General features: G+C 66.9%; 20 protein-coding genes and 1 pseudogene. 7 read left to right on the top strand and 14 right to left on the bottom strand.

Annotated elements, in window-relative coordinates:
• Position 1: 1 nt before the first annotated feature.
• Positions 2–574 (top strand): GNAT family N-acetyltransferase, encoded by a 573-nt coding sequence (locus tag AC1D2F_RS12350; protein ID WP_229995866.1) that lies wholly within the window; start codon positions 2–4, stop codon positions 572–574.
• Between the two features lie 19 nt (positions 575–593).
• Positions 594–1940 (top strand): alpha/beta fold hydrolase, encoded by a 1347-nt coding sequence (locus tag AC1D2F_RS12345; RefSeq protein ID WP_476966851.1) that lies wholly within the window; start codon positions 594–596, stop codon positions 1938–1940.
• 116 nt (positions 1941–2056) lie between these two features.
• On the opposite strand, the gene AC1D2F_RS12340 is transcribed toward AC1D2F_RS12345, so the two are convergent.
• The 3 genes from AC1D2F_RS12340 to coaE form a co-directional block, all read right to left on the bottom strand.
• Complete coding sequence (locus AC1D2F_RS12340) at positions 2057–3085, bottom strand: TerC family protein (RefSeq protein ID WP_229995867.1); 1029 nt, start codon at positions 3083–3085, stop codon at positions 2057–2059.
• 162 nt (positions 3086–3247) lie between these two features.
• Complete coding sequence (uvrB, locus tag AC1D2F_RS12335; RefSeq protein ID WP_476966829.1) at positions 3248–5329, bottom strand: excinuclease ABC subunit UvrB; 2082 nt, start codon at positions 5327–5329, stop codon at positions 3248–3250.
• A 40-nt stretch (positions 5330–5369) separates the two neighbouring features.
• The gene (gene coaE / locus AC1D2F_RS12330) at positions 5370–6698 is read right to left on the bottom strand and encodes a dephospho-CoA kinase (protein ID WP_476966828.1); all 1329 of its coding nucleotides are present in this window, start codon (positions 6696–6698) and stop codon (positions 5370–5372) included.
• Positions 6699–6720: 22 nt separating this feature from the next.
• Between coaE and AC1D2F_RS12325 the strand changes: the two genes are divergently transcribed.
• Positions 6721–7422, top strand: a complete 702-nt coding sequence (locus tag AC1D2F_RS12325) for an IMPACT family protein (RefSeq protein WP_476966827.1) — start codon at positions 6721–6723, stop codon at positions 7420–7422.
• A complete protein-coding gene (locus AC1D2F_RS12320; RefSeq protein WP_476966826.1) occupies positions 7406–8002 on the top strand; it encodes a GNAT family N-acetyltransferase in 597 nt (198 codons plus the stop codon). The genes AC1D2F_RS12325 and AC1D2F_RS12320 overlap by 17 nt, the downstream gene beginning before the upstream one ends.
• Positions 8003–8777: 775 nt before the next feature.
• Here AC1D2F_RS12320 and rpsA read toward each other — a convergent pair.
• The 3 genes from rpsA to polA form a co-directional block, all read right to left on the bottom strand.
• Positions 8778–10253, bottom strand: coding sequence for a 30S ribosomal protein S1 (rpsA, locus tag AC1D2F_RS12315; protein ID WP_026537355.1), 1476 nt, complete (start codon positions 10251–10253; stop codon positions 8778–8780).
• 333 nt (positions 10254–10586) lie between these two features.
• Positions 10587–11873 (bottom strand): GNAT family N-acetyltransferase, encoded by a 1287-nt coding sequence (locus tag AC1D2F_RS12310; protein WP_476966825.1) that lies wholly within the window; start codon positions 11871–11873, stop codon positions 10587–10589.
• Between the two features lie 70 nt (positions 11874–11943).
• Entirely contained in the window at positions 11944–14817 is a 2874-nt protein-coding gene (gene polA, locus AC1D2F_RS12305; RefSeq protein WP_476966824.1) for a DNA polymerase I, read from the bottom strand.
• Positions 14818–14836: 19 nt separating this feature from the next.
• On the opposite strand from polA, the gene AC1D2F_RS12300 reads away from it, so the two are divergent.
• Positions 14837–15301: a hotdog fold thioesterase gene (locus tag AC1D2F_RS12300; RefSeq protein WP_229992202.1), complete on the top strand. Its 465-nt coding sequence runs from the start codon at positions 14837–14839 to the stop codon at positions 15299–15301.
• 30 nt (positions 15302–15331) lie between these two features.
• Here the strand turns inward: AC1D2F_RS12300 and AC1D2F_RS12295 are convergent, their stop codons facing one another.
• From AC1D2F_RS12295 to AC1D2F_RS12275, 5 genes are all read right to left on the bottom strand, one after another.
• Positions 15332–15880 carry a dihydrofolate reductase family protein gene (locus AC1D2F_RS12295; RefSeq protein WP_476966823.1) on the bottom strand — a complete coding sequence of 183 codons (549 nt, stop codon included), beginning with the start codon at positions 15878–15880 and terminating at the stop codon, positions 15332–15334.
• A 76-nt stretch (positions 15881–15956) separates the two neighbouring features.
• Complete coding sequence (locus tag AC1D2F_RS12290) at positions 15957–16178, bottom strand: hypothetical protein (protein WP_229992115.1); 222 nt, start codon at positions 16176–16178, stop codon at positions 15957–15959.
• Positions 16175–17401, bottom strand: a complete 1227-nt coding sequence (locus tag AC1D2F_RS12285) for an inorganic phosphate transporter (RefSeq protein ID WP_290369305.1) — start codon at positions 17399–17401, stop codon at positions 16175–16177. Before AC1D2F_RS12285 ends, AC1D2F_RS12290 begins: the two co-directional genes overlap by 4 nt.
• Before the next feature lie 271 nt (positions 17402–17672).
• Positions 17673–18359, bottom strand: a complete 687-nt coding sequence (locus AC1D2F_RS12280) for a hypothetical protein (protein WP_476966822.1) — start codon at positions 18357–18359, stop codon at positions 17673–17675.
• A 105-nt stretch (positions 18360–18464) separates the two neighbouring features.
• Positions 18465–19334 carry a universal stress protein gene (locus tag AC1D2F_RS12275; protein ID WP_476966821.1) on the bottom strand — a complete coding sequence of 290 codons (870 nt, stop codon included), beginning with the start codon at positions 19332–19334 and terminating at the stop codon, positions 18465–18467.
• Between the two features lie 179 nt (positions 19335–19513).
• Between AC1D2F_RS12275 and AC1D2F_RS12270 the strand changes: the two genes are divergently transcribed.
• Positions 19514–20314 (top strand): hypothetical protein, encoded by an 801-nt coding sequence (locus AC1D2F_RS12270; RefSeq protein WP_476966820.1) that lies wholly within the window; start codon positions 19514–19516, stop codon positions 20312–20314.
• Here the strand turns inward: AC1D2F_RS12270 and AC1D2F_RS12265 are convergent.
• Together AC1D2F_RS12265 and AC1D2F_RS12260 are read right to left on the bottom strand one after the other, a co-directional pair.
• A complete protein-coding gene (locus AC1D2F_RS12265; RefSeq protein WP_476966819.1) occupies positions 20311–21627 on the bottom strand; it encodes an erythromycin esterase family protein in 1317 nt (438 codons plus the stop codon). The genes AC1D2F_RS12270 and AC1D2F_RS12265 overlap by 4 nt on opposite strands.
• Positions 21624–23006: an MBL fold metallo-hydrolase RNA specificity domain-containing protein gene (locus AC1D2F_RS12260; protein WP_476966818.1), complete on the bottom strand. Its 1383-nt coding sequence runs from the start codon at positions 23004–23006 to the stop codon at positions 21624–21626. The genes AC1D2F_RS12265 and AC1D2F_RS12260 overlap by 4 nt, the downstream gene beginning before the upstream one ends.
• A 269-nt stretch (positions 23007–23275) precedes the next feature.
• Between AC1D2F_RS12260 and AC1D2F_RS12255 the strand changes: the two are divergent.
• Positions 23276–25014, top strand: a pseudogene (locus AC1D2F_RS12255) (long-chain-fatty-acid--CoA ligase).
• 33 nt (positions 25015–25047) lie between these two features.
• Here AC1D2F_RS12255 and AC1D2F_RS12250 read toward each other — a convergent pair.
• Positions 25048–25917: a hypothetical protein gene (locus AC1D2F_RS12250; RefSeq protein WP_364743349.1), complete on the bottom strand. Its 870-nt coding sequence runs from the start codon at positions 25915–25917 to the stop codon at positions 25048–25050.
• Between the last annotated feature and the right edge of the window lies 1 nt (position 25918).

Below are 25918 nucleotides of genomic sequence, written 5' to 3'. Positions count from 1 at the left end.
AATGAGTGTAATCCGCCCTGCCGCACCGCATGACGTCCCTGCCATCCTGCAGATGATCCACGACCTCGCCCTCTACGAGAAGGAACCGGACGCCGTCCGGAATACCCCCGAGCTGCTCACCGAGGTCCTCTTCGGCGAAAATCCGAGGGTCTTCGCCACCATGGCGGAGAACGCGTCCGGCGAGGTGCGGGGCTTCGCCCTCTGGTTCCTGAACTACTCCACGTGGGAAGGCGTCCACGGGATCTACCTGGAGGACCTCTACGTCAGGCCGGAGGCCCGCGGCGAGGGCCACGGCAAAGCACTCCTGCAGCACCTGGCCGCGACCGCCGTCGACCGCGGCTACGCGCGCGTCGAATGGAGCGTGCTGGACTGGAACGAGCCCTCCATCAACTTCTACAAGAAGCTTGGCGCCGCACCGATGGAGGAATGGTCCACCTTCCGCCTCGCCGGAGCCGCGCTGGCGGCTTTCGGCGCCCCCCGCCTAGTTTCCGGCACACTTACCGGGGCAGATCCTGGTGCAGGCGCCCTCGCCGGTTCCCCCGCCGACTCCCGCGGGGCGGCCGCCCGTGGCTGATCTCCCGCTGACGGGGCTCATGGGAGCCTCCCTCCTGGAGTCTGCATCTACCGTCCGGCACAGCGTCCGGGCACGCCACACCTTCCGTGGAATGCGGACCACTGAACACTACTTCCAGGTCCCCCTGGACCACTTCAGCGAGGCGGGACGGCGCGGCGAGACCATCTCGGTGTTCGCCCGCGAGTACGTGTCCACGGAACACAGCGAGGAAAACGCCGCCGAGCTCCCCTGGCTGCTCTTCCTGCAGGGCGGTCCCGGCGGGCGCGGCAACCGGTTCCCGTCCCTGGGCGGCTGGAGCAAGGCCGCCGCGAGGGACTTCCGGATCCTCATGCTGGACCAGCGCGGCACCGGCCTGTCCTCGGCCGTGGACCGCAACACACTTCCGCTGCGCGGCACCGGCGCGGACCAGGCCCGCTACCTGACGCACTTCCGCGCCGACTCGATCGTCGCCGACGCCGAGGCCATCCGGGCGGCCCTCGGCTCCGCCCCCTGGACCATCTACGGCCAGAGCTACGGCGGTTTCTGCGCACTCAGCTACCTTTCCTTCGCGCCCGAAGGTCTGCGCGAGGTGCTCGTGACGGGCGGACTGGCCCCGCTGGGCGGTTCCGCGGACCGGGTGTACAGGGCTACATTTCAGCGGGTCGCGGCCCGGAACGCCGAATACTTTGACTGGTACCCCGAGGACCGGGCCACGATCACCCGGATCGCCCGGCACCTCCGGGACACGGAGGAGTTCCTGCCCGACGGCGGCCGGCTCACCGTGGAACGGTTCCAGATGGTGGGCTCGTTCCTGGGCGGCAATACCCGGGTGGACGCGCTGCACCACCTGCTCGAAGACGCCTTCGTGGCCACACCCGACGGCGACCGCCTCTCGGACGCCTTCCTGGAGCAGGTCCGGGGAATCGTCTCAAGGGCCGCCAACCCCTTGTACGCGCTGATGCACGAGTCCATTTACGGCCAGGCCGGGGCCACCAGCTGGGCCGCCTGGCGCGTGCTGGCGGAATTCCCGGAGTTCCGCCCCGACGCCGGTGAGCCGCTCCTGACCGGGGAAATGGTGTACCCGTGGTACTTCGAGCAGGACCCGGCCCTGCGCCCGCTGCAGGACGTGGCCCGGCTCCTCGCCGAAAAGGACGACTGGGCGCCGCTCTATGATCCGGAGAGGCTGGCGCTGAATTCCGTGCCCGTCGCCGCGGCCGTCTACACCGACGACATCTACGTGGACCGTGAGCTCTCCCTGGAAACAGCGGCGGCCGTCCGGGGCCTGCAGGTGTGGGAGTCCGACGAGTTCCACCACGACGGCATCGCGGACGACGGCGAGGCGATCTTCGGGCGCCTGCTGGGAATGGCCCGTTCCGCCCGCCGCTGACCTGGCACCGGCTCCACTGATGGCCCGCCGGCGCGAACCCAGACAAGGACGGCGCCGGACCTGTGAGGGTCCAGCGCCGTTCTGCTGCGCGCTGCCGGTAAACCGGCGGTGCGGCGCTAGTCGACGTCGCTCAGGCTCTTGCGGGAGTCCTCTTCCAGCCGGGCGTCCAGCTTCGACTTGGACGCCTTGGAGCTGACCAGGCTGGCGACCACCGCGATGACGATGGTGCCGATGATCACTCCGAGCGAGACGTACGTGGGGATCTCCGGTGCCCATTCAATGTGCTGGCCGCCGTTGATGAAGGGCAGCTCGTTGACGTGCATGGCGTGCAGGACCAGCTTGACGCCGATGAACGCCAGGATCACGGAGAGCGCGTGCTTGAGGTAAATGAGCCGGTTCATCAGGCCGCCGAGCAGGAAGTACAGCTGGCGCAGCCCCATCAGGGCGAAAATGTTCGCGGTGAAGACGATGAAGGCGCTCTGGGTGAGGCCGAAGATGGCCGGAATGGAGTCGACGGCGAAGAGCAGGTCCGTCATGCCGATGGTCACAAAGACGATCAGCATCGGGGTGAAGACCTTCTTGCCGTCGACGACGGTGCGGAGCTTGCCGCCGTCGAACTTCTCGGACATCGGCAGGACCCTGCGGATCCGGGCGATCAGCGGGTTTTCCTTGTCTTCCTCGTCCTCGCCCTCGTCCTGGGCCTGCTTCCAGGCGGTCCAGAGCAGGAAGGCACCGAAGATATAGAAGACCCAGCTGAACTGCTCGATCACGATCGCGCCGAGCATGATGAATATGCCGCGGAGGATGAGGGCGATGATGATGCCCACCATGAGCACTTCCTGCTGGTATTTTCGCGGTACCGAGAAGCGCGCCATGATGATGATGAAGACGAACAGGTTGTCGATGCTCAGGCTGTATTCCGTCACCCAGCCGGCGATGAACTGGCCGCCGAATTCCGGGCCGGTGAAGGCGAACATGGCGCCGGCGAAGACCAGGGCCAGGGCCACGTAGAACGCAACCCACAACCCGGCTTCTTTCATGGAGGGCTCATGCGGGCGTTTGAGGACCATCAGCAGGTCGATGGCAAGGATGACGCCGAGGGCGACAAACGAGCCGATCTCAAACCACAGGGGAAGCTCGGGCACGGGGAAATACCTTTCGTAGGGTACAGCTCAGCGGTGTAAGTCTCTCCGACCGCTGGCGCATGACGCTGCCTGGCTGCCCGCTACGCCCGGCGCGGCATCGTAGCCGTGCGTGTTGACGATCGTAGCGCTTGGGATACTCCCCTACGTTTGTCCGAGTTTACCCTAGGCGTGCCCCGCGGATTGCATTTGACGCAGCTCCTTCTTCAGTTCCCCCACCTCGTCGCGGAGCCGGGCGGCGAGTTCGAACTGCAGCTCCCCGGCCGCGGCGTGCATCTGTTCGGTCAGCTGCTCGATCAGGCCAACGAGGTCCTCCGCCGGTGCAGCCGCGAGCCCGTCCGCGCGGATGTGCGCGGCGCCTTTGCCCTTGCCGCGGTTCTTGCCGGCCGCGGCCAGCAGCTCGCGGGTGTCGGCATCTTCCTTGGCCAGCTGGTCGGTGATGTCCGCGATCTTCTTCCGCAGCGGCTGGGGATCGATCCCCTTCTCCGTGTTGTAGGCAACCTGGATGGCGCGGCGGCGGTTCGTCTCGTCGATGGCGTGGGCCATCGAGTCGGTGATCCGGTCCGCGTACATGTGCACCTGGCCGGACACGTTGCGGGCGGCTCGCCCGATGGTCTGGATCAGGGACGTCGAGGAGCGCAGGAAGCCTTCCTTGTCCGCGTCCAGGATGCTGACCAGCGACACCTCCGGGAGGTCGAGGCCTTCGCGAAGCAGGTTGATGCCGACGAGGACGTCGAAGACACCCATCCGCAGTTCGCGCAGGAGTTCGACGCGGCGCAGGGTGTCGACGTCGGAGTGCAGATATTCGACCTTCACACCATGGCCTAGCAGGTAGTCCGTGAGGTCCTCGGCCATCCGCTTGGTCAAGGTGGTGACCAGGACCCGCTCGTTCTTCGCGGTACGGGTCCGGATTTCGCCCAGCAGGTCATCGATCTGCCCCTTCGTGGGCTTGACGACGACCTCCGGGTCGATCAGGCCGGTGGGGCGGATGATCTGCTGGACGAAGCCGTCGGACTTGCCGAGCTCGTATTTGCCCGGGGTGGCGGAGAGGTAGACGGTCTGGCCCACGCGGTCCTGGAACTCGTCCCACTTGAGCGGGCGGTTGTCCATCGCCGAGGGCAGCCTAAAGCCGTGGTCCACGAGGTTCCGTTTGCGGGACATGTCGCCCTCGTACATGGCGCCGATCTGCGGGACGGTGACGTGGGATTCATCGATCACCAGGAGGAAGTCGTCCGGGAAGTAGTCGATGAGGCAGTGCGGCGCGGTCCCGCGGGCACGGCCGTCAATGTGCGAGGAATAGTTCTCGATGCCGTTGCAGAACCCCATCTGCTGCATCATTTCCAGGTCATAGGTGGTGCGCATCCGGAGCCGTTGGGCCTCGACCAGCTTGTTCTGGCCTTCCAGTACCGCGAGACGCTCGGCCAGTTCGTCTTCGATTCTCTTGATCGCCCGGCCCATCCGTTCCGGACCGGCGACGTAGTGCGAGGCGGGGAAGACGTACATTTCGGTCTCGTCCCGGAGCACTTCGCCGGTCAACGGGTGAAGGGTCTGGATGTTCTCGATCTCGTCCCCGAAGAACTCGATCCGGATCGCCAGTTCCTCGTACATCGGGATGATTTCCACGGTGTCGCCGCGCACCCGGAACGTGCCGCGGTGGAAGTCCATGTCGTTGCGGGTGTACTGCATGGAAACGAACTTCCGGAGCAGGTCGTCGCGGTTCATCTCCGCTCCCCTGCGGAGGGTCACCATGCCGGCGATGTATTCTTCCGGGGTGCCCAGGCCGTAGATGCAGGAGACGGTGGCCACCACAATCACGTCGCGGCGGGTCAGCAGCGCGTTGGTGGCGGAGTGCCGGAGCCGTTCGACTTCCTCGTTGACGGAGGAGTCCTTCTCGATGAAGGTGTCCGTCTGGGCGACGTAGGCCTCGGGCTGGTAGTAGTCGTAGTAGGAGACGAAGTACTCCACCGCGTTGTTCGGCAGCAGTTCCCGGAATTCGTTGGCCAGCTGCGCGGCGAGGGTCTTGTTCTGCACCATCACCAGGGTGGGACGCTGGACCTGCTCGATCAGCCAGGCCGTCGTCGCGCTCTTGCCGGTGCCGGTCGCGCCGAGCAGCACGACGTCTTTTTCGCCGTTCTTGATGCGCTCGGTCAGTTCGGCGATGGCGGCCGGCTGGTCACCCGCCGGCTGGAACTCGCTGATGACCTCGAAGGGCGCCACGACGCGGTTGATTTCCTGGGCAAGACTCATGTACCTAATCTACCGCCGGGCTGCGACAGGATGTCCTGATTCAGCTTTGGGCAGTTCCTGGGCCGACCGCGCTGGCGGAGCCTGAGGCAGGGGCGGCGGCGCCGCTGACGGTGCCGCTGGCGCCGTCGTCCGCACCGCCGTCGTCCGCCCGCTCAGCGTCAGAGTACGACGGCGCCTGCCATCCCGTGCGCCGCACCCACGCTTCCATCCGGGGCGCAGCGTAGTCGGTGAACCAGCCCTCTTTATCGGCGGCATAGCCGGCGGTGGACTTGTCTGTCTCATGCAGCCCGGCCACCCGCTTCTTTTCCGCGACATAGTCCGCCCGGGCCTCGGGATCGGCGCGGAGCCAGTCGCGGAAGCACAGGGCATACCGCCAGCCCGGGGAACCTGCCGCGCGGAGGTGAAGATTCACCGGCCGGCCTGGATCGGCGTTGCCGTGCAGCCGCTTGCCCCAGTCGGCGGGGTCCGGGTGAGTGGGCTTGGGGTTGTCGGCAATGATGCCGGGCCAGCGCGGGAATCCCGCGTCGGCCAGCAGCGGAGCGATCCGGTCCGCGGCGTCGAGGTCGCGGACGCTCAGCTGGAGGTCGATCACATCTTTGGCGTCAAGGTCCGGGACGGCCGTGGACCCGATGTGGTCCACGGCCAGGACGTCCTGCGGAACCGCGGCGTGCAAACGGGCAATCAGCCGGCCGGCCTGGGCCGCCCAGGCCGGATCGGCGGTGGAGAGGACCGGCCCTTCCGTCCGCGGTGCAATCCGCTGTTCCTTGAGGTTCAGCGCGAACGGCGTCAGCCGCTCCTCCCACAGCGCGTCCACGGCGCGCCGGAGTTGTTCCGGGGTGCCCGCGTTCTCGAGCACGACGTCCGCCGCCGCCAGCCTGTCCTTGCGGCTCGCCTGGGCGCTCATGCGGGCGTGCGCCTGCTCGACGCTCATGTTGCGGTGTTCGGTCATGCGTTGGATCCGGACGCCATCCGGGGCATCCACCACGACCACCAGGTGGAAGTTCTTCCCTTGTCCGGTTTCGACCAGCAGCGGGATGTCCTGGACCACGACGGCGCCGGCCGGGGCGGCGGCAACAATCGCTGCGGCGCCCTCCCGCACCAAGGGGTGGATGATCCCGTTGAGCACGGCCAGGCGCTCAGGGTCGCCGAAGACCATGGCACCGAGCCGAGCCCGGTCCAGCCGGCCGTCCGACGTCAGGATGGCGGCACCGAAGGCCTCGACCACCTTCGCCAGCCCTGGCGTTCCTGGTTCCACGACCTCCCTGGCCAGCGCGTCGGCGTCGACAAGCACTGCTCCCAGTTCGCGCAGGCGCGACGCAACCATTGACTTCCCCGAAGCGATCCCGCCGGTCAACCCGATCTTCAACACCTCACCAGACTAAACTGAACCGGTGGCAGATGCGGCGGAAACCCCCGAGAGCAGGACGGCCCTCTACACCACCCTCGCCGCGGGGACCGAGTTCCGCCACGAAATCGAGGTCAAGCGGTCCCGGTTCATCACCGTCCTGGCCCGAACGGCGGACGAGGACGCCGCCCGGGCCGCCCTGGGCCGCCTGCGCCGGGAATTCCATGACGCCCGGCATCACTGCTTCGCCTTCGTGCTCGGCCCCGACCGGGACGTGCAGAGGTCCAACGACGACGGCGAGCCGTCCGGCACGGCGGGCCTCCCCATGCTCGAGGCGCTGCTGAAGCGGGAGACCGCGCCCGGCGTCGCCGATCTCAGCGACGTCGCCGCGATCGTGGTGCGCTATTTCGGCGGAATTCTCCTGGGCGCCGGCGGCCTGGTGCGTGCCTATTCGGAATCTGTGTCCGGGGCGCTGGAGCTCGCGCCCCTCGTGCGGCGCCGCCGGCTACGAATCTGCTCGGTGCCAGTGCAGCACGCCGTGGCCGGGCGGCTCGAGAACGATCTGCGCGCCGCGGGGTATGTCATGGCTGAAACCCGTTACGAGGCGCAGACTACTGTCCTGAGGCTGGCGCTCCCGGATGATCCGGAAGAGCTGGCCCGGGCCGCGGACCGCGTGGCCGCCATGTCAGCCGGCAGCGCATCGCTCTTGCCCGGAGAAACGGAGTGGATCGATGTCCCCATCAGCTGAGCCCGTGCCCGCGGTCGCGCTGCTTGACGTCAGCGAGGCCGTGCTCGCACAGCTCCTGGAACTTGCGCTCCGGGACGCCGACGCCGACGAGGTGACCCCGCCGCTGGGGACGGCCGCCGGCTGGAACACCGATCGGATCAGCTGGTTCCGCGAATTCCACCGCGCCTCCGCCGCCGGCCTGGACGGTCCCGCGGGGCAGAAGAGCTGGGCCATCAGCTGCGACGGGCAACTGGCAGGGTCCATCCGGCTCAGGCGGACCGACACGGGGCCTACTGAGGCTGCTGATGGCGGGGCTGGGGCTGGCGATGCCGGGGCTGGCGATGGCGGGGCTGGCGGTTGGGCGCTGGAAACCGGAATCTGGCTCGCCCGGAGCTTCCGCGGCCGGGGGGTGGGCCGCGAGGCGCTCCGCCAGGTGAAGGCCCGCGCCGCGTCGGCCGGCGCAGCCGTCCTGGTGGCCGAGACGACGGCAGGAAACGTGGGTGCCCTCGCATTGCTGAAATCCGCGGGCGCCGAACTCGAGACCGGCGCTGCCTCGGAGACAGAGACGGTGCCCGTCAGAGGCAAGATCCCGCTGCACTGACGCCACTCGCGTCCGGGGCCGGACTCCGCTCCCGCCACTGGACATGCCCTTCCGCAGCCAACCCACTTCGCATCAGGACTGGACATGCCCTGCGGTGGGTTTGAGCAATGCGCCCAATCCCCCTAGGCCCATCCAACGCCCCCAGCAATGGACATGCCCTCCGTCGGGCGATCCTTAGACGGTCCGTCTGGGCCCAAACGAAGAATGCGCCTCTTACCTGGAAGTCCAGGGGCCAAGGCCACGGATGGGCATGTCCGGTGACAGGGCATGGCGCGGGCCTCCCAGCACTGGACATGTCCCGCGCTCGGGGCCAGGACTGGGCATAATCCATACATGCCCACGGGCGGGCCCCAAAAATGGGCATGTCCCCCGAGGGAGGATTTCAAAAATGGGCATGTCCGGTGGTGCGGGCGGCCGCGGGGCATGTCGGGTGACAGGGCATGGCGCGGGCCTCCCAGCACGGGACATGTCCCGCGCTCGGGGCCAGGACTGGGCATAATCCATACATGCCCGCGGGCGGGCCCCAAAAAGGGGCATGTCCCCCGGGGGGAGGGTTTCAAAAGTGGGCATGTCCGGTGGCGCGGGCGGCCCGCGGGGCATGTCCCCCGGGTCACAAAGACGCGGGGCACAAAGACCCGGGGCGCAAAGAAAGGTGGCCGCCCCCGAGGGGACGGCCACCTTTCCTGTGCTTCCTAGCTACCGCACCGTGACGGTGCGGCTCCAAGCCACAAACTGCCTGGCCTCAGGGAGCGGACTCCATGAGGAACACGGGCAATTAGTTGCCGGTCAGCTTCTCGCGCAGAGCGGCAAGAGCCTCGTCCGAAGCAAGCGTGCCTGCACCGGTCTCGGTTGCAGCCGGCTCGGAGGAGTAGCTGGTGGTGCCGGAGTCGCTCTCGCCGGACGTTGCAGCTGCAGCGTCGTCGGCAGCGTGCTGGGCAACCTGCTTCTTGTGTGCTTCCCAGCGGGTCTGGGCGTCAGCGTACTGCTGCTCCCAGGCTGCGCGCTGGTTCTCGTAGCCTTCAAGCCACTCGTTGGACTCCGGGTCGAAGCCCTCCGGGTACTTGTAGTTGCCCTCTTCGTCGTACTCGGCGGCCATGCCGTAGAGTGCCGGATCGAATTCGGTGCTGTCGGCGTCGACGCCCTCGTTGGCCTGCTTGAGGGAGAGCGAGATGCGGCGGCGCTCGAGGTCGATGTCGATGACCTTGACGAACAGCTCGTCACCAACGGAGACAACCTGCTCGGCCAGCTCAACGTGGCGCACGGCGAGCTCGGAGATGTGGACCAGGCCTTCGATGCCGTCTTCAACGCGAACGAACGCGCCGAACGGAACCAGCTTGGTGACCTTACCCGGAACAACCTGGCCGAGGGCGTGGGTGCGGGCGAAGGTCTGCCACGGATCTTCCTGCGTAGCCTTGAGCGACAGGGAGACGCGCTCGCGGTCCAGGTCGACCTCGAGAACCTCGACGGTGACTTCCTGGCCAACTTCGACAACCTCGGACGGGTGGTCGATGTGCTTCCAGGACAGCTCGGAAACGTGAACCAGGCCGTCTACGCCGCCCAGGTCCACGAAGGCACCGAAGTTGACGATGGAGGAAACGACGCCGGGACGAACCTGGCCCTTTTCCAGCTTGTTGAGGAACGTGGAGCGGACCTCGGACTGGGTCTGCTCGAGCCATGCACGGCGGGAAAGAACAACGTTGTTGCGGTTCTTGTCCAGCTCGATGATCTTGGCTTCGATCTGCTGACCGATGTACGGAGCGAGGTCGCGCACACGGCGCATCTCGACGAGGGATGCGGGCAGGAAGCCGCGCAGACCGATGTCGAGGATAAGACCACCCTTGACAACCTCGATGACGGTACCGGTGACAACACCGTCTTCTTCCTTGACCTTCTCGATGTCGCCCCAGGCACGCTCGTACTGAGCACGCTTCTTGGAGAGGATCAGGCGGCCTTCTTTGTCTTCCTTGGTGAGCACCAGGGCTTCGACCTGATCGCCAACGGAGACGACGTCTCCGGGGTCAACGTCGTGCTTGATGGAAAGCTCGCGGGAGGGAATGACACCTTCGGTCTTGTAACCGATGTCGAGCAGAACTTCGTCGCGGTCGACCTTGACGACGGTACCTTCGACGAGGTCTCCGTCGTTGAAGTACTTGATGGTGGCGTCGACAGCTGCGAGGAAGTCCTCAGCGGTACCGATGTCGTTAATGGCGACTACGGGGGTACCGGGCTTCTCGGTGGAGGTGATGGTCATGTAGTAGGGGCTCCGTTGTGGATAGTTAGTCGGTCAGGCAAACCGCTTCGCCGGCATTATGGAATGCAGGCCAAGAACACGGCTTCTCAACATGTGATCCGCCGGGTCATCCTGATTTTGTGGATTGTAGATGCGCGCACGTAGTGCACGCCCGTTTAGTCTAGTCGTTTACGCGAACGCGGGTCAAAGTGCGCGGGACCGCTCGCGCCCCGACCGGCGCAGCCGTCCGTGCAGTCCTCAGTGCAGTCCTCAGTACAGTTCTCAGTACAGTTCTCAGGCCGCGGTCCGTCCCACCTGCAGTGCCGCCGGCGCAGCCGGAACCGAGCCGGCGGCCTAGAAGTGCGTGAGGCAGTGCGGTGAGCGTTCGACGGCGAACATGAGCCGCGCTGTCAGCGCCGCCCCGGCCGCGTGCTCGGCGATCCGCCCGGCGGCTTTCAGGGTCACGGGACAGACGGCGCCCAGATAGATGGAGCCGAGATCCGCGACATCCAGCGTCAGGTCCGGCTCAGCCTCCGGGGCCGACGTCACCGTGGCCTCTCCCCCGCTGACTGTGAGGGCGAACGTGCCGGCCGCGAGGCCGAGACTGTCGCGGACGGCGAGGACCAGGGTCCCGTCGGCCGAGTAGCGCCGGGCCCCCAGCACCCGGGCCGCGTCCAGGATGCGCAGCCACAGCATGTCCCGGTGGTCCGAGGACTCGACGCAGCGCGGGTCCTCCAGCGCCCAGGTCAGGGGGTCGTCCACCGGCGCATCCTGCCAGCTGATCCGGTCCACGAGGTCAATGCTGCCCAGGAACTGCCACAGTTCCAGGTACGCGGCGTCAGTCGCCGCGACGAGGTCCACGATCTCCATGGTGTACGGCTTGGTGTCCCACCCGGCGAACTTGTAGGCGACGTACCCGTCCACGGTACCCGCGGCGTCGTAGTGCAGGGCGCACCGGATGGCCTCGTCCTCGCTGCCGTCGCGGCCGAGCATGCCCGCGGACCGCAGCCGGTACGCCTCCTGCCGCGAGATCGATCCGGGCATGGCACCGTGGACCCGGCCGAAAACTTCGGGGGCCAGTTCCAGCAGGACCTTGCGGTCGGCGATCTCCACGGAGCCGACAGGCACATGGCGCAGGCGGAAGCGCGGTCCGGTGTCGACCTTCACGCTGCGCTCGAAGGTGGCCACACCGTAGCCGAACCGGCCGTAGATCGAGGCCTCCGAGGCAGTCAGTGCCGCCAGTGCGACGCCGTCCGCCTTCGCCGCGGCGAGGTCCTCGGTCATCATCCGCCGGAGCAGTCCCTGCCGGCGGTGGGTCCCGCGCACCGTGACGGCCGTGACGAGGTGGGCTTCCAGCTGCCGGCCGTAGCCGATGTTCAGGTCCTTGCGCAGGGTCGCGAAAGTCGCCACCGGGACGTCGGCCGCCAGCGAGTGGGCCGCGACGCCGTCGGCCTGGTAGACGCCGGTCATCTCACGGTTGTCCACGAGATACATGGCCATGATTTTGTCCATGAAGTCGTCTTTGCGCGGCTCGTCATAGAAGCCGATCCCGACTCCCCGCAGCCACGCGGTGCCCTGCGCGTAGTCCGCCGAGTCTTTCGCGACCGCGCGGAACCGCCTGAGCTCGTACTTTTCTGCCATGTGCTTCTCCCCCTGAGAATCTCGGGCCCCGGCAACGCCGGAACAAAAACCTGCCGGAACAGGTAAACCGTTAGTGCCCGGCCTCGTACCAGCTGGAGCCGATGCCGATCTGGACGTCCAGCGGAACGCTGAGGTCCGCGGCCGAGCCCATTTGCTCGGTCACGAGCTTCTCGACGGCTTCGCGCTCACCCGCGGCGACTTCGAGGACCAGTTCATCATGGACCTGCAGCAGCATGCGCGATTTCAGGCCCTGCGCCGCCAGTTCGGCATGCACGCCCAGCATGGCGCGCTTGATGATGTCAGCCGCCGATCCCTGGATTGGAGAGTTCAGCGCGATGCGCTCCGCGTTCTCGCGCAGCTGGCGGTCGGTGCTGGTGAGGTCCGGGAGGTAACGCCGGCGCCCCTCGATGGTGGCCGTGTAACCGTCGACCCGGGCCTGGTCCACCACGCCGCGGAGGTAGTCGCGGACGGCACCGAACCGGTCGAAGTAGTCCTTCATGAGGGTCCGCGCCTCGTCAACAGAGATCTCCAGCTGCTTGGACAGGCCGAACGAGGTCAGGCCGTACGCGAGGCCATAGGACATCGCCTTGACCTTGGAACGCATGGCACTGGTCACCTGGTCTGTGGGCACATGGAAGATGTTGGAGCCCACGAAACGGTGCAGGTCTTCGCCATCCWTGTACGCCTGGATCAGGCCTGCGTCCCCCGAGAGGTGGGCCATGATGCGCATTTCGATCTGCGAGTAATCCGCGGAAAGCAGGCACTCATAGCCGTCGCTGACCACAAAGATGCCGCGGACGCGCCGGCCTTCCTCGCTGCGGATGGGGATGTTCTGCAGGTTGKGGTTATTGGAGGAGATCCGGCCCGTGGCTGCGACGTTCTGCGCGTAGGTGGTGTGGATCCGGCCGTCTTCCGTGACGGACTTCTTCAGCGACTCCAGCATCTGGCGCAGCTTCGAGGACTCGCGGTGCGCCATCAGCTGGACCAGGAATTCGTGCCCGGTCTTTTCCAGCAGGTTCTTGAGCGACGCGGCGTCGGTGGTGTAGCCGGACTTGATTTTCTTGGTTTTCGGCAACTGGAGTTCGTCGAACAGCACGGTCTGGAGCTGCTTCGGCGACCCAAGGTTGACCTCGTGGCCGATCGCGGCGAAGGCCAGCTCCTGGGCGTTGTCGATCACCTTGGCCAGGTCCGACAGCTGCTCGTCCATGCGCGGCAAATCGATGGCGATTCCCGCGAGTTCCATGTCGGCGAGCACGCGGCTGACGGGCAGTTCAAGGGTGGTCAGCAGGTTCTGGGCTTTGCGTTCCTTCAGTTCGGATTCGAAGAAGCGGCTCAGGGCCTGGACGACGGCGGCCACGTGGACCAGCGCACCGGCGGCGGCTGCGTCGTCGCCGTCGAACGCCAGCTCAAGCTGGCCCTCCTTGGCGGCCTCGGTGGAAACCGCAATGTTGAGGTGATGCTGCGCCAGCTCCGCGAGCTCATAGCTGCGGCGGTCGGGCTGGATGAGGTAGCCGGAGATGGAGGTGTCATCCACCACTCCCTCCAGTTCCAAACCACGGGCGGTCAGTGCCTTCAGGGCAGCCTTGAACCCATGCACCACCTTCGGCGATTCGGCATCACGCAGCCACGCGGCCAGGACGTTTTCGGCAGCAGCGTCCTGGCTGGCCAGGTCGATGTAAACGGCGGCGCCGTCGCGGACGATTGCCACCGCGGCGGCGTCCTCGCCGATCCGGCCGGGCACAACATCGACGGCCACTGCGGAGCGCTTGCCGGCACCGGCCGCGAGGAAGGCGCCGAGCTCGGCCGCGTCCGACGGGATCACGAAGTCCGGGATGTCGAGGCTTTCCCTCTCGGCTTCGGTAACTTCACTGCCGTAGAGGGCAAAGAGCCGGGTGCGGATGGTCTTGAATTCGAGGGCGTCGAAGAGTTCCTCGAGGGCGGCCTGGTCCGGCCGCGGGTCCGCGAGCTCGTCCAGCGTGACGGGCAGGTCGAGATCGGTGTGAAGCCTGTTGAGCCGACGGTTGCGCTTGACGTCCTCGACATATTCGCGGAGGGCATCGCCCACCTTCCCGCCGATCGCGTCGAGGTTCTCCAGGACGCCCTCAAGGCCGCCGTAGAGGTTGATCCATTTGGCTGCCGTTTTGGGGCCGACGCCAGGAACGCCCGGGAGGTTGTCCGCGGTCTCCCCCACCAGCGCGGCGAGGTCCGAATACTGGGCGGGGCTGACGAAATACTTCTCCTGGATCGCGTCCGCGTCCATCCGGGGAATGTCGCTGACGCCTTTCCTGGGGTACAGCACGAACACGTTGTCCGTGATGAGCTGGAAGGCATCGCGGTCGCCTGAGACCAGCAGCACCTCGTAACCCGCCTTTTCCCCCATGGCGGCGAGAGTGGCCAGGATGTCGTCAGCTTCCCAGCCGGGCATCTTGATGGTCTTGATGCCCCACGCACCCATGACCTTGTCGATGAGGTCGATCTGGCCGCTCATTTCCCGCGGGGTCTCATTGCGGCCGCCCTTGTACTCGCTGTACTCGGCCTTGCGGTGGGTCGTGTCGTCGGAGACGTCGAAGGCCACGGCCACGTGGGTGGGCTTTTGCTCCTTGATCAGGTTGATCAGCATGGATGTGAAGCCGTGGACGGCGTTCGTGTGCTGGCCCGTGGCGGTGGAGAACTTGTCCGCGGGCAGGGCGAAGAACGCCCGGAACGCCATGGAGTGACCATCGAGCACAAGTAGTCGCGGCTGGTCCGTGATGGGAATCACGGGGGCCTCGGTGGCGGAAACCGACCCCGCGGCCCGGGTGGATTTTCCGGCGGGCTTGGCCGCAAGCACTGATTCTGGCTCAGGTGCCGGGAGGAGGTCTGCTGCGGTGTCTGCAGAAAGGGGGGCTGCCGAATGGGGGGCTGCCGAATGGGGGGCAAGGGCCGGTTTGGTAGTTTCGCTCACAGGTGCCAGCCTAGTTCCCATGATGGACAATTTCACGCCCGGCCCCTACGCGGCCGAGCTCGCGGCGGCCGGGGTTCCCGAAGAGATGCACGATTGGCTGGGCCAGTACGGCGTCGGAGCCCTCGTGGTGAAGATGGGGATCCGCTTCCTTGAAATGAGTCCGGAGCGCACCGTGGCCACCATGCCGGTGGAGGGGAACACGCAGGTGGCCGGCATCCTGCACGGTGGGGCCCACGTGGTCCTGGCCGAAACCCTCGGTTCGTTCGCCGCGGGCATGCACGCCGGTCCCAACCGGCAGGCGCTGGGAATCGAGGTCGGGGCGACGCACCACCGGGCGATCGCCGAGGGCACCGTCACCGGCACCTGCACGGCCATCCACCTCGGAAGGACCCTCGCCACCCACGAGATCGTGATGACCGACGAGCACGGCCGGCGGCTCTCCACCGCCCGGATCACGAACCTTATCCGCGATATCGCGCGCTAGGAGACCGCACCGCTCGGGTGCCGGATCCGGCTACGCCCGGGCCTGGAAGCGGTACCGCAGCTCCACGATGCCCCGGCCCAAGGTGCGGGAAGATGTCAACTCCAGCGGCGGCGTCGGACCTGCCATGGGCAGCAACGGCTTGCCGCTGCCCAGAACCACGGGAATGACCGAGAGAATCAGTTCGTCCAGCAGCCCGGCGTCCGCGAACTGCGCTGCCAGGACGCCTCCGCCCACAACCCAGATGTTCCGGCCGCCGGCCTCGTCCTTCAGGTCGTCCACGAACTCGCCAACGGCCCCGCGCACGAACGTCACATTGGCGCCCTTCGGGGCGGTGTGTTCGTGGTGCGTGAAGACCCAGCAGGGCGTGCCCGGATAGGGCCAGGTGTCCGGTTCGTATTCCCGAAGCCAGGCGTAGGTCTCGCCGCCCATGACGATGCAGCCGACGTCGGCCATGAACGCGTCATAGCTGTCCTGTCCGCCTTCAAATCCGTCGAACTGAAGCAGCCAGGCCAGATTGTCCTTGTCAGTGGCTATATACCCGTCGAGTGAGGAGGCCACGAAGTACTGGAAGCTCACCATGGCCCCAGCCTAGCCAATGCGGTGCCCGGTTCCCATCCCCGGACGCACGTCCAACCGACCTGCACGCGGCAGCGGCTTACTTGTGGAAGTAAGGAACGATCAGGTACAGCCCGAAGAGGACGGCAGCGCCGCACACGGCGAAGCAGGCGTACGCGAGCGGTCGGGTCCACGACGCCGGCGAGTTCCGGATGTCGCCCGCGATGGCCGTGAGCCGGACACCCAGGGCGTAGAGGACGACGACTGTCATGGCAGCTATAAGTGTGGCACCGGCCACGCTGAGCAGTTCCAACCATTTCATCGCTTGGCGCCCCCGTTCTTGATCGCGGCGGCGGAGTCCTTGATCGCCCTGGCGGCGGACTTCTTCTTACGGAATTGCACGGCCTGGCCGACTTCCTCGATCTGGACTGCATTGTGGTGCCCAACATGGGATTTCCGCGAATGCACGAACATATAAGCCACGGCGGCGGTGCCGGCGACTGCCGCCATGATCACTCCAATGACCCCGGTCTGCACCAGCATGGCAGTCAGTGCGCCCACGATTCCGGCTGCGGGGAGCGTAAATAGCCAGCCGATCGCAATCCGGCCTGCAGTTCCCCACCGCACGGTGGTGCCACGGCGTCCCATCCCGGAGCCGATGACTGAGCCGGAGGCCACCTGAGTGGTGGACAGGGCGAAGCCCAAGTGCGACGAGGCCAGGATGGCACTGGCCGTGCTGGACTCCGCGGCGAAGCCCTGGGCAGGCTTCACCTCGGTGAGGCCGGAACCCATGGTGCGGATGATCCGCCAGCCGCCGGAGTAGGTGCCGATCGCGATGGCGAAGGCACAGCAGGCGATGACCCAGAGCTGTGGCCCGGAGCCGGCTGGCTGTGTCCCGGCCGAGATCAGGACCAGCGTGATGATGCCCATCGTCTTCTGGGCATCGTTGGTACCGTGGGCCAGCGCCACGAGGCTGGACGTGAAGATTTGACCGGTCCGGAATCCGCCGCGCTTCTGCGTCAGTTTGTCCCCGGTTTCCGGGTCATGCCGGGAGGTGAGCGCGTAGGCCAGCCTCGTGCACAGGTACGCCACAGCGCCTGCGATGATAGGCGCAAAAATCGCGGGAAGAATGACTTTCTGCAGGAGCGACTCGAAGTTGATCGAATGGATGCCGATGCCCGCGATCGCAGCCCCGATCAGGCCACCGAAGAGCGCGTGCGAGGAACTGGACGGCAAGCCTTTGAGCCAGGTGATCATGTTCCAGAGGATGGCGCCCATCAGCCCGGCGAAGATAATGTCCGGGGTGATCTGGACACCGTCCGCGCCTTCCTTGATGATGCCGCCCGAGACTGTCTTGGCGACTTCCGTCGAGAGGAACGCTCCCACAAGGTTCAGCACCGCCGCGAGGGCGACTGCTGTTTTCGGTTTGATGGCACCGGTCGCGATGGGGGTAGCCATGGCGTTTGCGGTGTCATGAAATCCGTTGGTGAAGTCGAAGAACAGCGCCAGCGATATCACTAGCGCCACCATTACGGTGATTTCCACCTGTTGCCCAATCTGCAGTGTCCATGGTCAGCAGTTCCACATCCCCGGTGCCGCGTGCCCACCACTCACATACGGTGTCTATCCCGATGGACTCGCAGTGGTCACTTAAGCAGCTTGAAACCTTATCGATGGTACGTGGGAAATACGGCCGGGCAAAACGTGCCAGAAGACCCTAAATTCCGGCCGCCGGTCCGATAGGCGGCATTCATGGTGGCGGTGCGATGCGCCTCACAGCGGGCTTGGCGGAATACGCCCGGCCCGCGGCGGCCCGCTAGACGGTCCGGCGGACGTCCGGCGCCGGGCCGGCGTCGAGCATCGAAGCTATCCTGTCCTCAAGCGCGGCGAGCGTGGCCTCCGGCAGCACGATGAGCCCGTCGAGTTCGTGGCGGGCGCGCCTGTACGCCGTCTGGCGCTCGGCGGGAGTCGCGGCCGCGTCTGAGGCGATCCGCAGGAGCTTCCGGGCAGTCTCCAGCCGCTGGCGTTCCGGCCCGGTGAACTTGCTGTCCCTGATCCGCTTGGCTTCCCGTTCGGCCACGTCGAATGCGAGCTCAAAACTGGTCACGGCCGCCCGGTACTCCGCAAGCCGTGCGGCGGTTCTGACGTCGCCGGGGGCGGCGGGCCGCAGCCCGTCGGCCTCACGCTTGGCCCGCAGGAACGCCACGGTGAGGGGCTCGCGGACATCCGTCATGACCGGAAAATCGATCAGCTTCCCCACGTCGACTTCGTAGTCCAGCCAGCGCCTGTTGACGGCGTCGTGCGCCTTCATGAGGCCCAGCACATCGGTCTGGCTGGCCTGCTCTGCCTGCGCCGCCTGGTTCTTGAGCGTGTAGAGCTCCACCCGGCGGCGGTGCCGGCGTTCAGCGGCTTTAGACCAGGACCGCGCCCACCCGCCAGCCAGCCCGCTCAGGGGAAAGACGAGCCACCAAAAGTGGGTGACAAAATTGAAGAAGGGGTCCACTGGATCATCCTCCCATCCGTTGGCGGCGGCGAAAAGCCCCCTCCTCGGACCCGGGCTTCCTGCCAGTCCCGGGCCGGTCCTGAACAGCGGATGCCCTGCGGGGCGTCACTCCCCGTGCTTGACCCGGTGCACCCGCGTGACGATGGTGGGGCACGGCAACTGCTGCAGGACGGCATGCGCCGTGGAGCCGAGCACCGTCCGGGAGAACCCGCCGCGTCCGCGGCTGCCGATCACCAGCAGCCTGGCTGCGGCGGCGATATCCACAAGGGCCTTTGCCGGTTCGGTGTTCGTTTCCAGGCGCTGCCGAACCGTCATGTCCGGATACTTGTCGCCGAGGCCCGCGACCGATTCGGCGAGCACTATCCGGTCCTCTTCGACCATGCTCTCGGCGAGGCCGCTGGAGGGCAGCTGTTTCTCGACCCACCGGGCCGGCTTCTTGAAGGCGAGGACCACGGTGAGCTCGTCTCCGCCCAGGTCCGCTTCCTTGGCCGCGAAGGCGACGGCCTGCAGCGACTCCTCCGAACCGTCCACGCCGACCACCACGCCCTTGGCCCCGGCTGCCGGCTTGGCGGGTATGACCGCTACCGGGCATTCCGAGGCGGAGACAACCTGCAGGGCACGGTCAGTTATGGGACCGCCGTCCAGCCAACGCTTGTCGTGTCCTCCGACCACCACGATGGCTGCCTCCTTGGACACCTCCCGCAGCACCGAGCCTCCGCTGCCATGACGAAGCTGGATGTCCACCTCGACGTCCGGGGCCTGCACGCTGGCGCTTGCCCGGGCTTGTTGAAGCAGGTCCATCCCCGCATCCCGGATGATCTCGTGGTATTGGAAATCCGGCGACATCCAGCGGTCGTCCACCGCGTGGACGACGATGACGGGCAGCTTGTTCCGGGCGGCCCGTTCAAGAGCCCAGGTCAGTGCGGCTTCGCTGCCCGCAGAGCCGTTGAAGCCGACGACGATTGCATTGCTCATCCTGAATCCTGCTCTTCTGAAGTGAAGTGATGGTTAGGCACCGCATAAGCCGACAAGTCCCCTGACACTTCAGTGTGCTCCGCCTGCCAAAAGCCGACTTAGGGCCTTAAGCCCCTCACTTGCCATCCTTGGGCGCGCGTAGCGTCGCACCGGAGCCCCGAACATCCTGAGGAACCGCCATGGACAGCCCGTCACAGCCCGGGAATACGGCCGCCGACGCCGGAGGGCTCCGGCTGGCAGGGGCTCTCAGCGGCCTTCTGTCCGCCGCCCTGGGCGTGGCCGGAGGGATGCTCGAAGGCGCGCTTTCGGGCCCATGGCCGGGTGCCGCGGACCCGGGCTACCCTGATTTCCTCCTTGAGAACCGGACCCTGATCCTCGCGCAAAGCATGCTTTTCGTCTTCAGTTCAGCCGTGCTGCTCTGGTTTCTGGCGTATGTCCGGGCGCATCTGTTGCGCACCGAGAAGGCGCCGGGCACGCTGTCCGGGCTCGCCTTCGCCGCCGGAGTCCTGGCCGCGGGAATGAACATCCTCGGACAGGCCGCCCAGCTGACTCTGACGCTGCCCTCGCAGTCCCGGATTCCTCCCGAAGTGGCCTCGGCGGTGGCCGACCTCTGCCTCGTCACCCTGAACCTCGCTAACCTGCCGGCGGGTGTCATGTTCCTGGCGATCGCAGTGTTGTCCCTGCGGCTGCAGGCCTTCCCGCGCTGGCTTGGCTGGATAGCGGCCGTGGCGGGCCTGTCATCGTTCGTCTCGACGCTGTCCCTGATCCCGGTGGAGGGGCCGTTGTCCCCGCTGGGGCCCGCGACGACGGCGCTGCGTCTCGTGCCGCTGCTCTGGTACATCCCCGCCGCCGTCGTGATGATCCGGTACGAGACGGGACGGCGCCGTCACCGCATGCCTCCTGAAAGGGACAGCCTGGGCAGCGTCCGTCCAGACGCTATTGGGCCCGACGGACTGCCGCCGGAATCCACACCTGCCTAGAATCCGGTGGGCTCGGTCTCGAACTCCGGTTCCCGGGGCGGTCCCTCATGGTGCACCGGACGCAGTGCGGCGGTGTGTTCAAGCCAGATGAGGGCATCGTAGCGCTCCCCCATCCTGGTCGGGACATAGTTTCCGGCTTCCTTTTCCGGGTGGTAGACGACGCCGATAGCCCGGTGCCCGAGCCGTGTCGAAAGCCACGGCCCGCTCCGGTCGTCGCCGAACTCCAGCACTGACGGCACCCCGAGGGCCTGATGCAGGAAGTCTTCGTGGCTGCCCGGACGGGCTTCCGGCACTGTAAGGATGCGCTCGGGGCGGCCCCACCCGTCGGAGGCGATCACGGAGCCGCGGTGGGCTGCGAAGCCGACCAGCAGCACCCCTTCGCCCGCGTGGCGTTCGCGCAGCAGCTGCCCGACGTTGACCAGGCCGTCCTGCGCCATGTCGGTGGCGCGGGCATCCCCGATGTGTGTGTTGTGTTCCCAGATCAGGCCCTTCGACGCCGGCCCGAGGTGCCTGCTGACCCGGTCGATGGTGTCCGCCATGTGGTGGTCGCGGACGTTCCAGGACTGCCGGTCGCCGCGGACCATGATGCGGTAGTAGTGCTCCGCGTTTGCCGCGACTTCGGCGTTCTGGACGGCGTCGAAGGCGTCCTCCTCATGGGGGCCAGGGCTGAAGACCCGGTTCCTGACCTCGGTCAGGAGGGCCACGACGTCGGGCTCGCAGGACTGCGGCACCAGCCGCGTGCTCCAGGCGTACTGGTGCGGGTCCTCGTGGTGGGGCAGGAAGCACTGCCAGGCGCGCTCGGCCGCGGGCACGGCGTCGGGAACGTTCTCCTGCAGCCAGCCGATGATTTCGCGCAGCGAATCCCAGAGCGAGTAGACATCCAGGCCGTAGAAGCCGACCCGCTTATCCAGGGGCCGGCCTGCGTTCCAGCCGCGCAGCCAGTCCAGGAACGCCGCGACTTCCTCGTTGGCCCACATCCAGGTCGGCCAGCGTTCGAAGCCGGCCAGCAGTGCGTGGACGCCCTGGTCCTTCCCCTCCTGGCCGCGGACCCAGCGGTTGATGCGCCAGCAGTCGGGCCAGTCTCCTTCCACCCCTATCCAGTTGTAGCCTTCCTCCGTGATGAGCCGCCTGCTGAGGGTGTCGCGCCAGGTATAGAACTCGTGCGTGCCGTGCGACGCTTCGCCGATGGCCACGAAGCGGCAGCCGGCTGCGCGCCGTACGAGGCCGTTGAGATCGCGATCGGTTTTCAGCGGCCGGGCGAGATCGTGGATCTCCTTCAGCACGGTGGTCCGGGTGACACCGTTGGAGTTCATCGCGGTTCCTCGATGTCGATCGTCTCCAAGTGCTCGGGCACCCGGGCCCGCCAGCCGAGTTCGCGTTTGATCCGGCTGCGCAGGGCATCGGACGCGTCAGGGTCACCGTGCGTGATGTAGGTCATGCGGGGCTCCTTTGCTGCCGCTTTCATCCACGCGATGATGCCGTCGGCGTCGGCATGCGCGGACAGGCTTTCCATCTGGATGACTTCCGCCCGCACCTTGATGTCTTCCCCGTAGATGCGCAGCTCGCGTTCGCCGGCGGCCAAGGTGGCCCCCCGGGTCCCGCCGGCCTGGTAGCCGCTGAGGATGATGGCGTTTTTCGGATCGGGGCCGTAGGCCGCGACGTGGTGCAGGATCCGTCCGCCGGTCAGCATGCCGCTGGCCGAAATGATGATCATGGGTCCCCCGCGCAGGTTCAGCAGCTTGGACTCGTCCACCGTGCGGGTGAGCTTGGCCAGCTTGTACATTTGCCTGTATTCCTCCGGCTTGAGTCGGTGTTCTTCGGGATGACGCTGGTACATTTCCGAGGCATCGATCGCCATGGGGCTGTTCAGGTATACCGGGATGGGCGGAATCGCGTCATTTCGGAGGAGCCGGGACAGGTACAGCATGAGCGTTTCCGCCCGGCCGACGGCGAACGCGGCGAACATGATGACCCCGCCGCGTTTCGCGACACGGTTGATGATCTCCCCCAGTTGCTTCTCCGGATCCTCGGTGGAGTGTTTCCGGTTGCCGTACGTGGACTCGGTCACCAGGACGCCCGTTTCGCCGAGCGGCCGGGGCGGGTACATGAACGGGTCATCGGCGCGGCCCAGGTCCCCGGTGAAGTGCGCGGAATGCGAGCCGAGCCGGACGCGGACCTGGGCCGCCCCGAGGATATGCCCGGCGGGTACGAGCGTCACTTCCACGCCCCCGCCGAGGTCAATGGGATCGTCAAACCCGCACACCTTGAAACTGTTGAGAGACCTGACGGCGTCGGCGGCCGTGTAGAGCGGCAGCGCAGGTTCATGCGCGGACGATCCCCGCTGTGAGGCATAGCGGGCTTCCTCCTCCTGCAGGTGGCCGCTGTCGGGCAGGAGGAGTTTGCAGAGATCTGTGGTGCCGTCGGTGGCGTAGACGGGGCCGCCGAACCCGTCCCTGACCAGGGCCGGGACGTAGCCCGTGTGGTCCAGGTGCGCATGTGTCAGCACCACTGCATCAATGGACCGGGGCGGCACCGGGAACGGCGCCCGGTTGCGCTCGCGGCTGCGCTTGTAGCCCTGGAAGAGCCCGCAGTCCACCAGCACGCGCCTGCCGCCGGCGTCGATCAGGTAGCGGGAACCGGTGACTGTGTCGGTGGCACCCAGGAACTTCAGGCTCGGCTGCTGGTGTTTCATGGCGCTCCCGTGGACCTCTACCCCGTAGATCTTTGCATTGCCCGGCCCAGTGAAATGCGCGGACCTGCGGCTCGCGGTGTACGCCCCAGCCTCCGCCCGGGCCTGCCGGGTGCCAAGGGCCAAAAGTCACCTCCGGGCACGCACCGCCTACCGCCACTGCGGTGCTCCCGTGAGGCGGATCCGTGCGGGCCGCCCCGGTAGGATTTCTTGACGGGCCCTGCCGGGCCTGGAGCCGGCAACCCGGCGCAGCCCAGTGGCAAGGACAAACCATGAGCACCAGATCCGCGGGGCCCCTGCGTCCCGAACGCCCGTGGACCCGCCACTACAGCCCCGGAGTTCCCGCCGATCTCAAGCTCCCCGAAGGGTCCCTTGTCGACCTCATGGACTCGTCCGTCCGGCGCTACGGCAACAAGACCGCGCTGGAATTCTTCGGCGCGCGCACCAGTTACCGCGAACTTGGCGCTTCCATCAGCAGAGCGGCCGCGGGCCTGAAGGCGCTAGGCGTCCGGGCCGGTGACCGGGTGGCGCTCGTCCTGCCGAACTGCCCGCAGCACATCATCGCGTTCCACGCGGCGCTGCGCCTGGGCGCCGTCGTCGTCGAACACAATCCCTTATATACAGACCGCGAGCTTCGCCATCAGTTCGAGGACCACGGCGCCACCGTCGCCATCGTCTGGGACAAGGCCGTTGACAAGGTCCGTCAGCTGCCGGCCGACGTCGGGCTGCAAAGCATCGTCTCCGTTGAACTGATTCCGGCGATGCCGTTGCTGCAGCGGATGGCGCTGCGGCTTCCCGTGCCGGCAGCCCGCGCTGCCCGGGCCGCCTTGGCAGCCGGCAAGCACCCGCCCCGGCCAAAGGCGCAGCCGGCACCGCGGACCGTGCTGGCGTGGAAAGAGCTCCTTGCCGCCGGCGGGCTGAAGAAGAGGCACCGCGCCCGGCCGCCGGTGACCTGGCTGTCATCCAATACACCAGCGGCACTACGGGCCGGCCTAAAGGCGCCATGCTGACCCATGCCAATCTGCAGGCCAATGCCGCGCAGGGCCGCGCCTGGGTGCCCGGGCTCAAGGACGGCCGGGAAACCGTGTACGCGGTGCTGCCCATGTTCCACGCCTACGGGCTGACGCTGTGCATGACGTTTGCCCTGAGCATCGGTGCGAGGCTGGTGCTGTTCCCCAAGTTCGACGTCGACCTTGTGCTGAAGGCGCACAAGAAATCGCCCGCCACGTTCCTGCCCGCGGTGCCGCCGATCTACGACCGGATCGCCGCAGCAGCCGCCGAGCGCGGTATCGCGCTGGACAGCATCCGGTTTTCAATCTCGGGGGCGATGAACCTGCCGACGGCGACCGTGGAGACGTGGGAAAAGGCGACCGGGGGCTACCTGATCGAGGGCTACGGGCTGACGGAAACCTCGCCAATCGCCCTGGGCAACCCGTTCGGGCCCAGCCGGAAACCGGGAACTGTGGGGGTGCCGTTTCCGCTGACCGACATTCGCGTAGTGGACCCGCGGAACGTTCTCCTGGACCGTCCCCCAGGCGCGGAGGGCGAGCTCTTGATCCGGGGTCCGCAGGTTTTTGCCGGCTACTGGAACCGGCCAAAGGAGACAGAGGAAGCACTGCTGGAAGGCGGCTGGTTCCGCACGGGTGACATTGTCTCGGTGGACAAGGATGATTTCGTGACCGTTCGGGACCGGATCAAGGAACTCATCATCACGGGCGGCTTCAACGTCTCCCCCACGGAGGTCGAAGACGTCCTGTCCGAATACCCTGGCGTCAGGGACGTGTGCGTGGTGGGACTTCCCCGCCCGGGCGGCGGCGAAGACGTGGTGGCCGCCGTCGTGGCATCCGCGGGGGCCGGCATCGACCCGGAGGCGCTGCTGGCGTTCGCGCGGGAGACCCTTGCCGCGTACAAGGTCCCGCGCCGCGTTGCAGTGGTGGACGAGTTGCCGCGTTCGCTGATCGGTAAGGTCCTGCGCCGCGAGATCCGGGACACACTTGTGGCCGGCCGGTAGCGTTCCCCTTGCTCCGGCCGGCCACTGGTGCGGTCAGTGCCCGGTCTCCTCAGTGCCCGGCGTCGTTGTTGTTGTGTCGTGGCTGCCGGCGTCCTCGTGGGCGGCGTCGTGCGAGTGCGTCCCCGGAGACGGCTCAGGCTCGGGTGCCGGTTCCGGCTCGAGGGACATGTCCACTCCCTCGCCCGTGGCCGAACGGGGAGCCAGCGCCACGTCCGCGGGCTCGACGCCGGCGCCGCGGGCCATGCCGATCCGCACGGATTCCACCAGCAAGTCGCTGAGCAGAGGTCCCGTATAGGTGACCTTCAGGGCTCCGCTGTCCAAGGTGGTGCCGTAGTTCCCGAGCGCGTCCGTGAGAATGCCTTCCTCGGCGATGGAAGCCGCCAGGGCTGCCGGATCGGTGGCAGCGACGCTGAACTGGAGGTCGTGGACCAGGACTGAGGTGACGTGGACATGCTCCACTCCCGGGTAAGTGCCCTCCGGGCCGAAGGCGAGTTCGGCCAGCTTCTCCGCGTCCTCGCCCGTGCTTCCGGCCGGAAGCACCAGGATCAGTTCCGGCGCGAGGTGCTCCAGGATCGCTGGTTCGAGCACGTTCGGGGGGATGTCGGATAGGACGATGCCGCTCGCAGCCGCTGTCTGCTCGAGCCGTACGCGTGGCGGGCCCGGCTCGGCGCCTGCGGCGGGGTGGACGGCAATGACGGCGCGCCGCCGCACCATCAGCCCGTCGTGGCTCACGGCCGGGCGGCCGTTGCCTACGTCTGTCCCGGTCTCCAGCGAGACAGGCGCGGCGCTCTGCACGGCCAAGGCGGTCGGAGAGGAAGGTGCCGGTGACGGCGTTCCGCCGGTACAGGCGCTCAGCGCCAGCACGAGCAGGGTCGCGGCCCCCAGTTGGCCCAGGCGCCGCACG

Source organism: Arthrobacter sp. P1_B3, assembly GCF_056406615.1.
The sequence above is the reverse complement of the archived record's forward strand: the minus strand, read 5'-3'. Positions and strand labels throughout refer to the sequence as shown.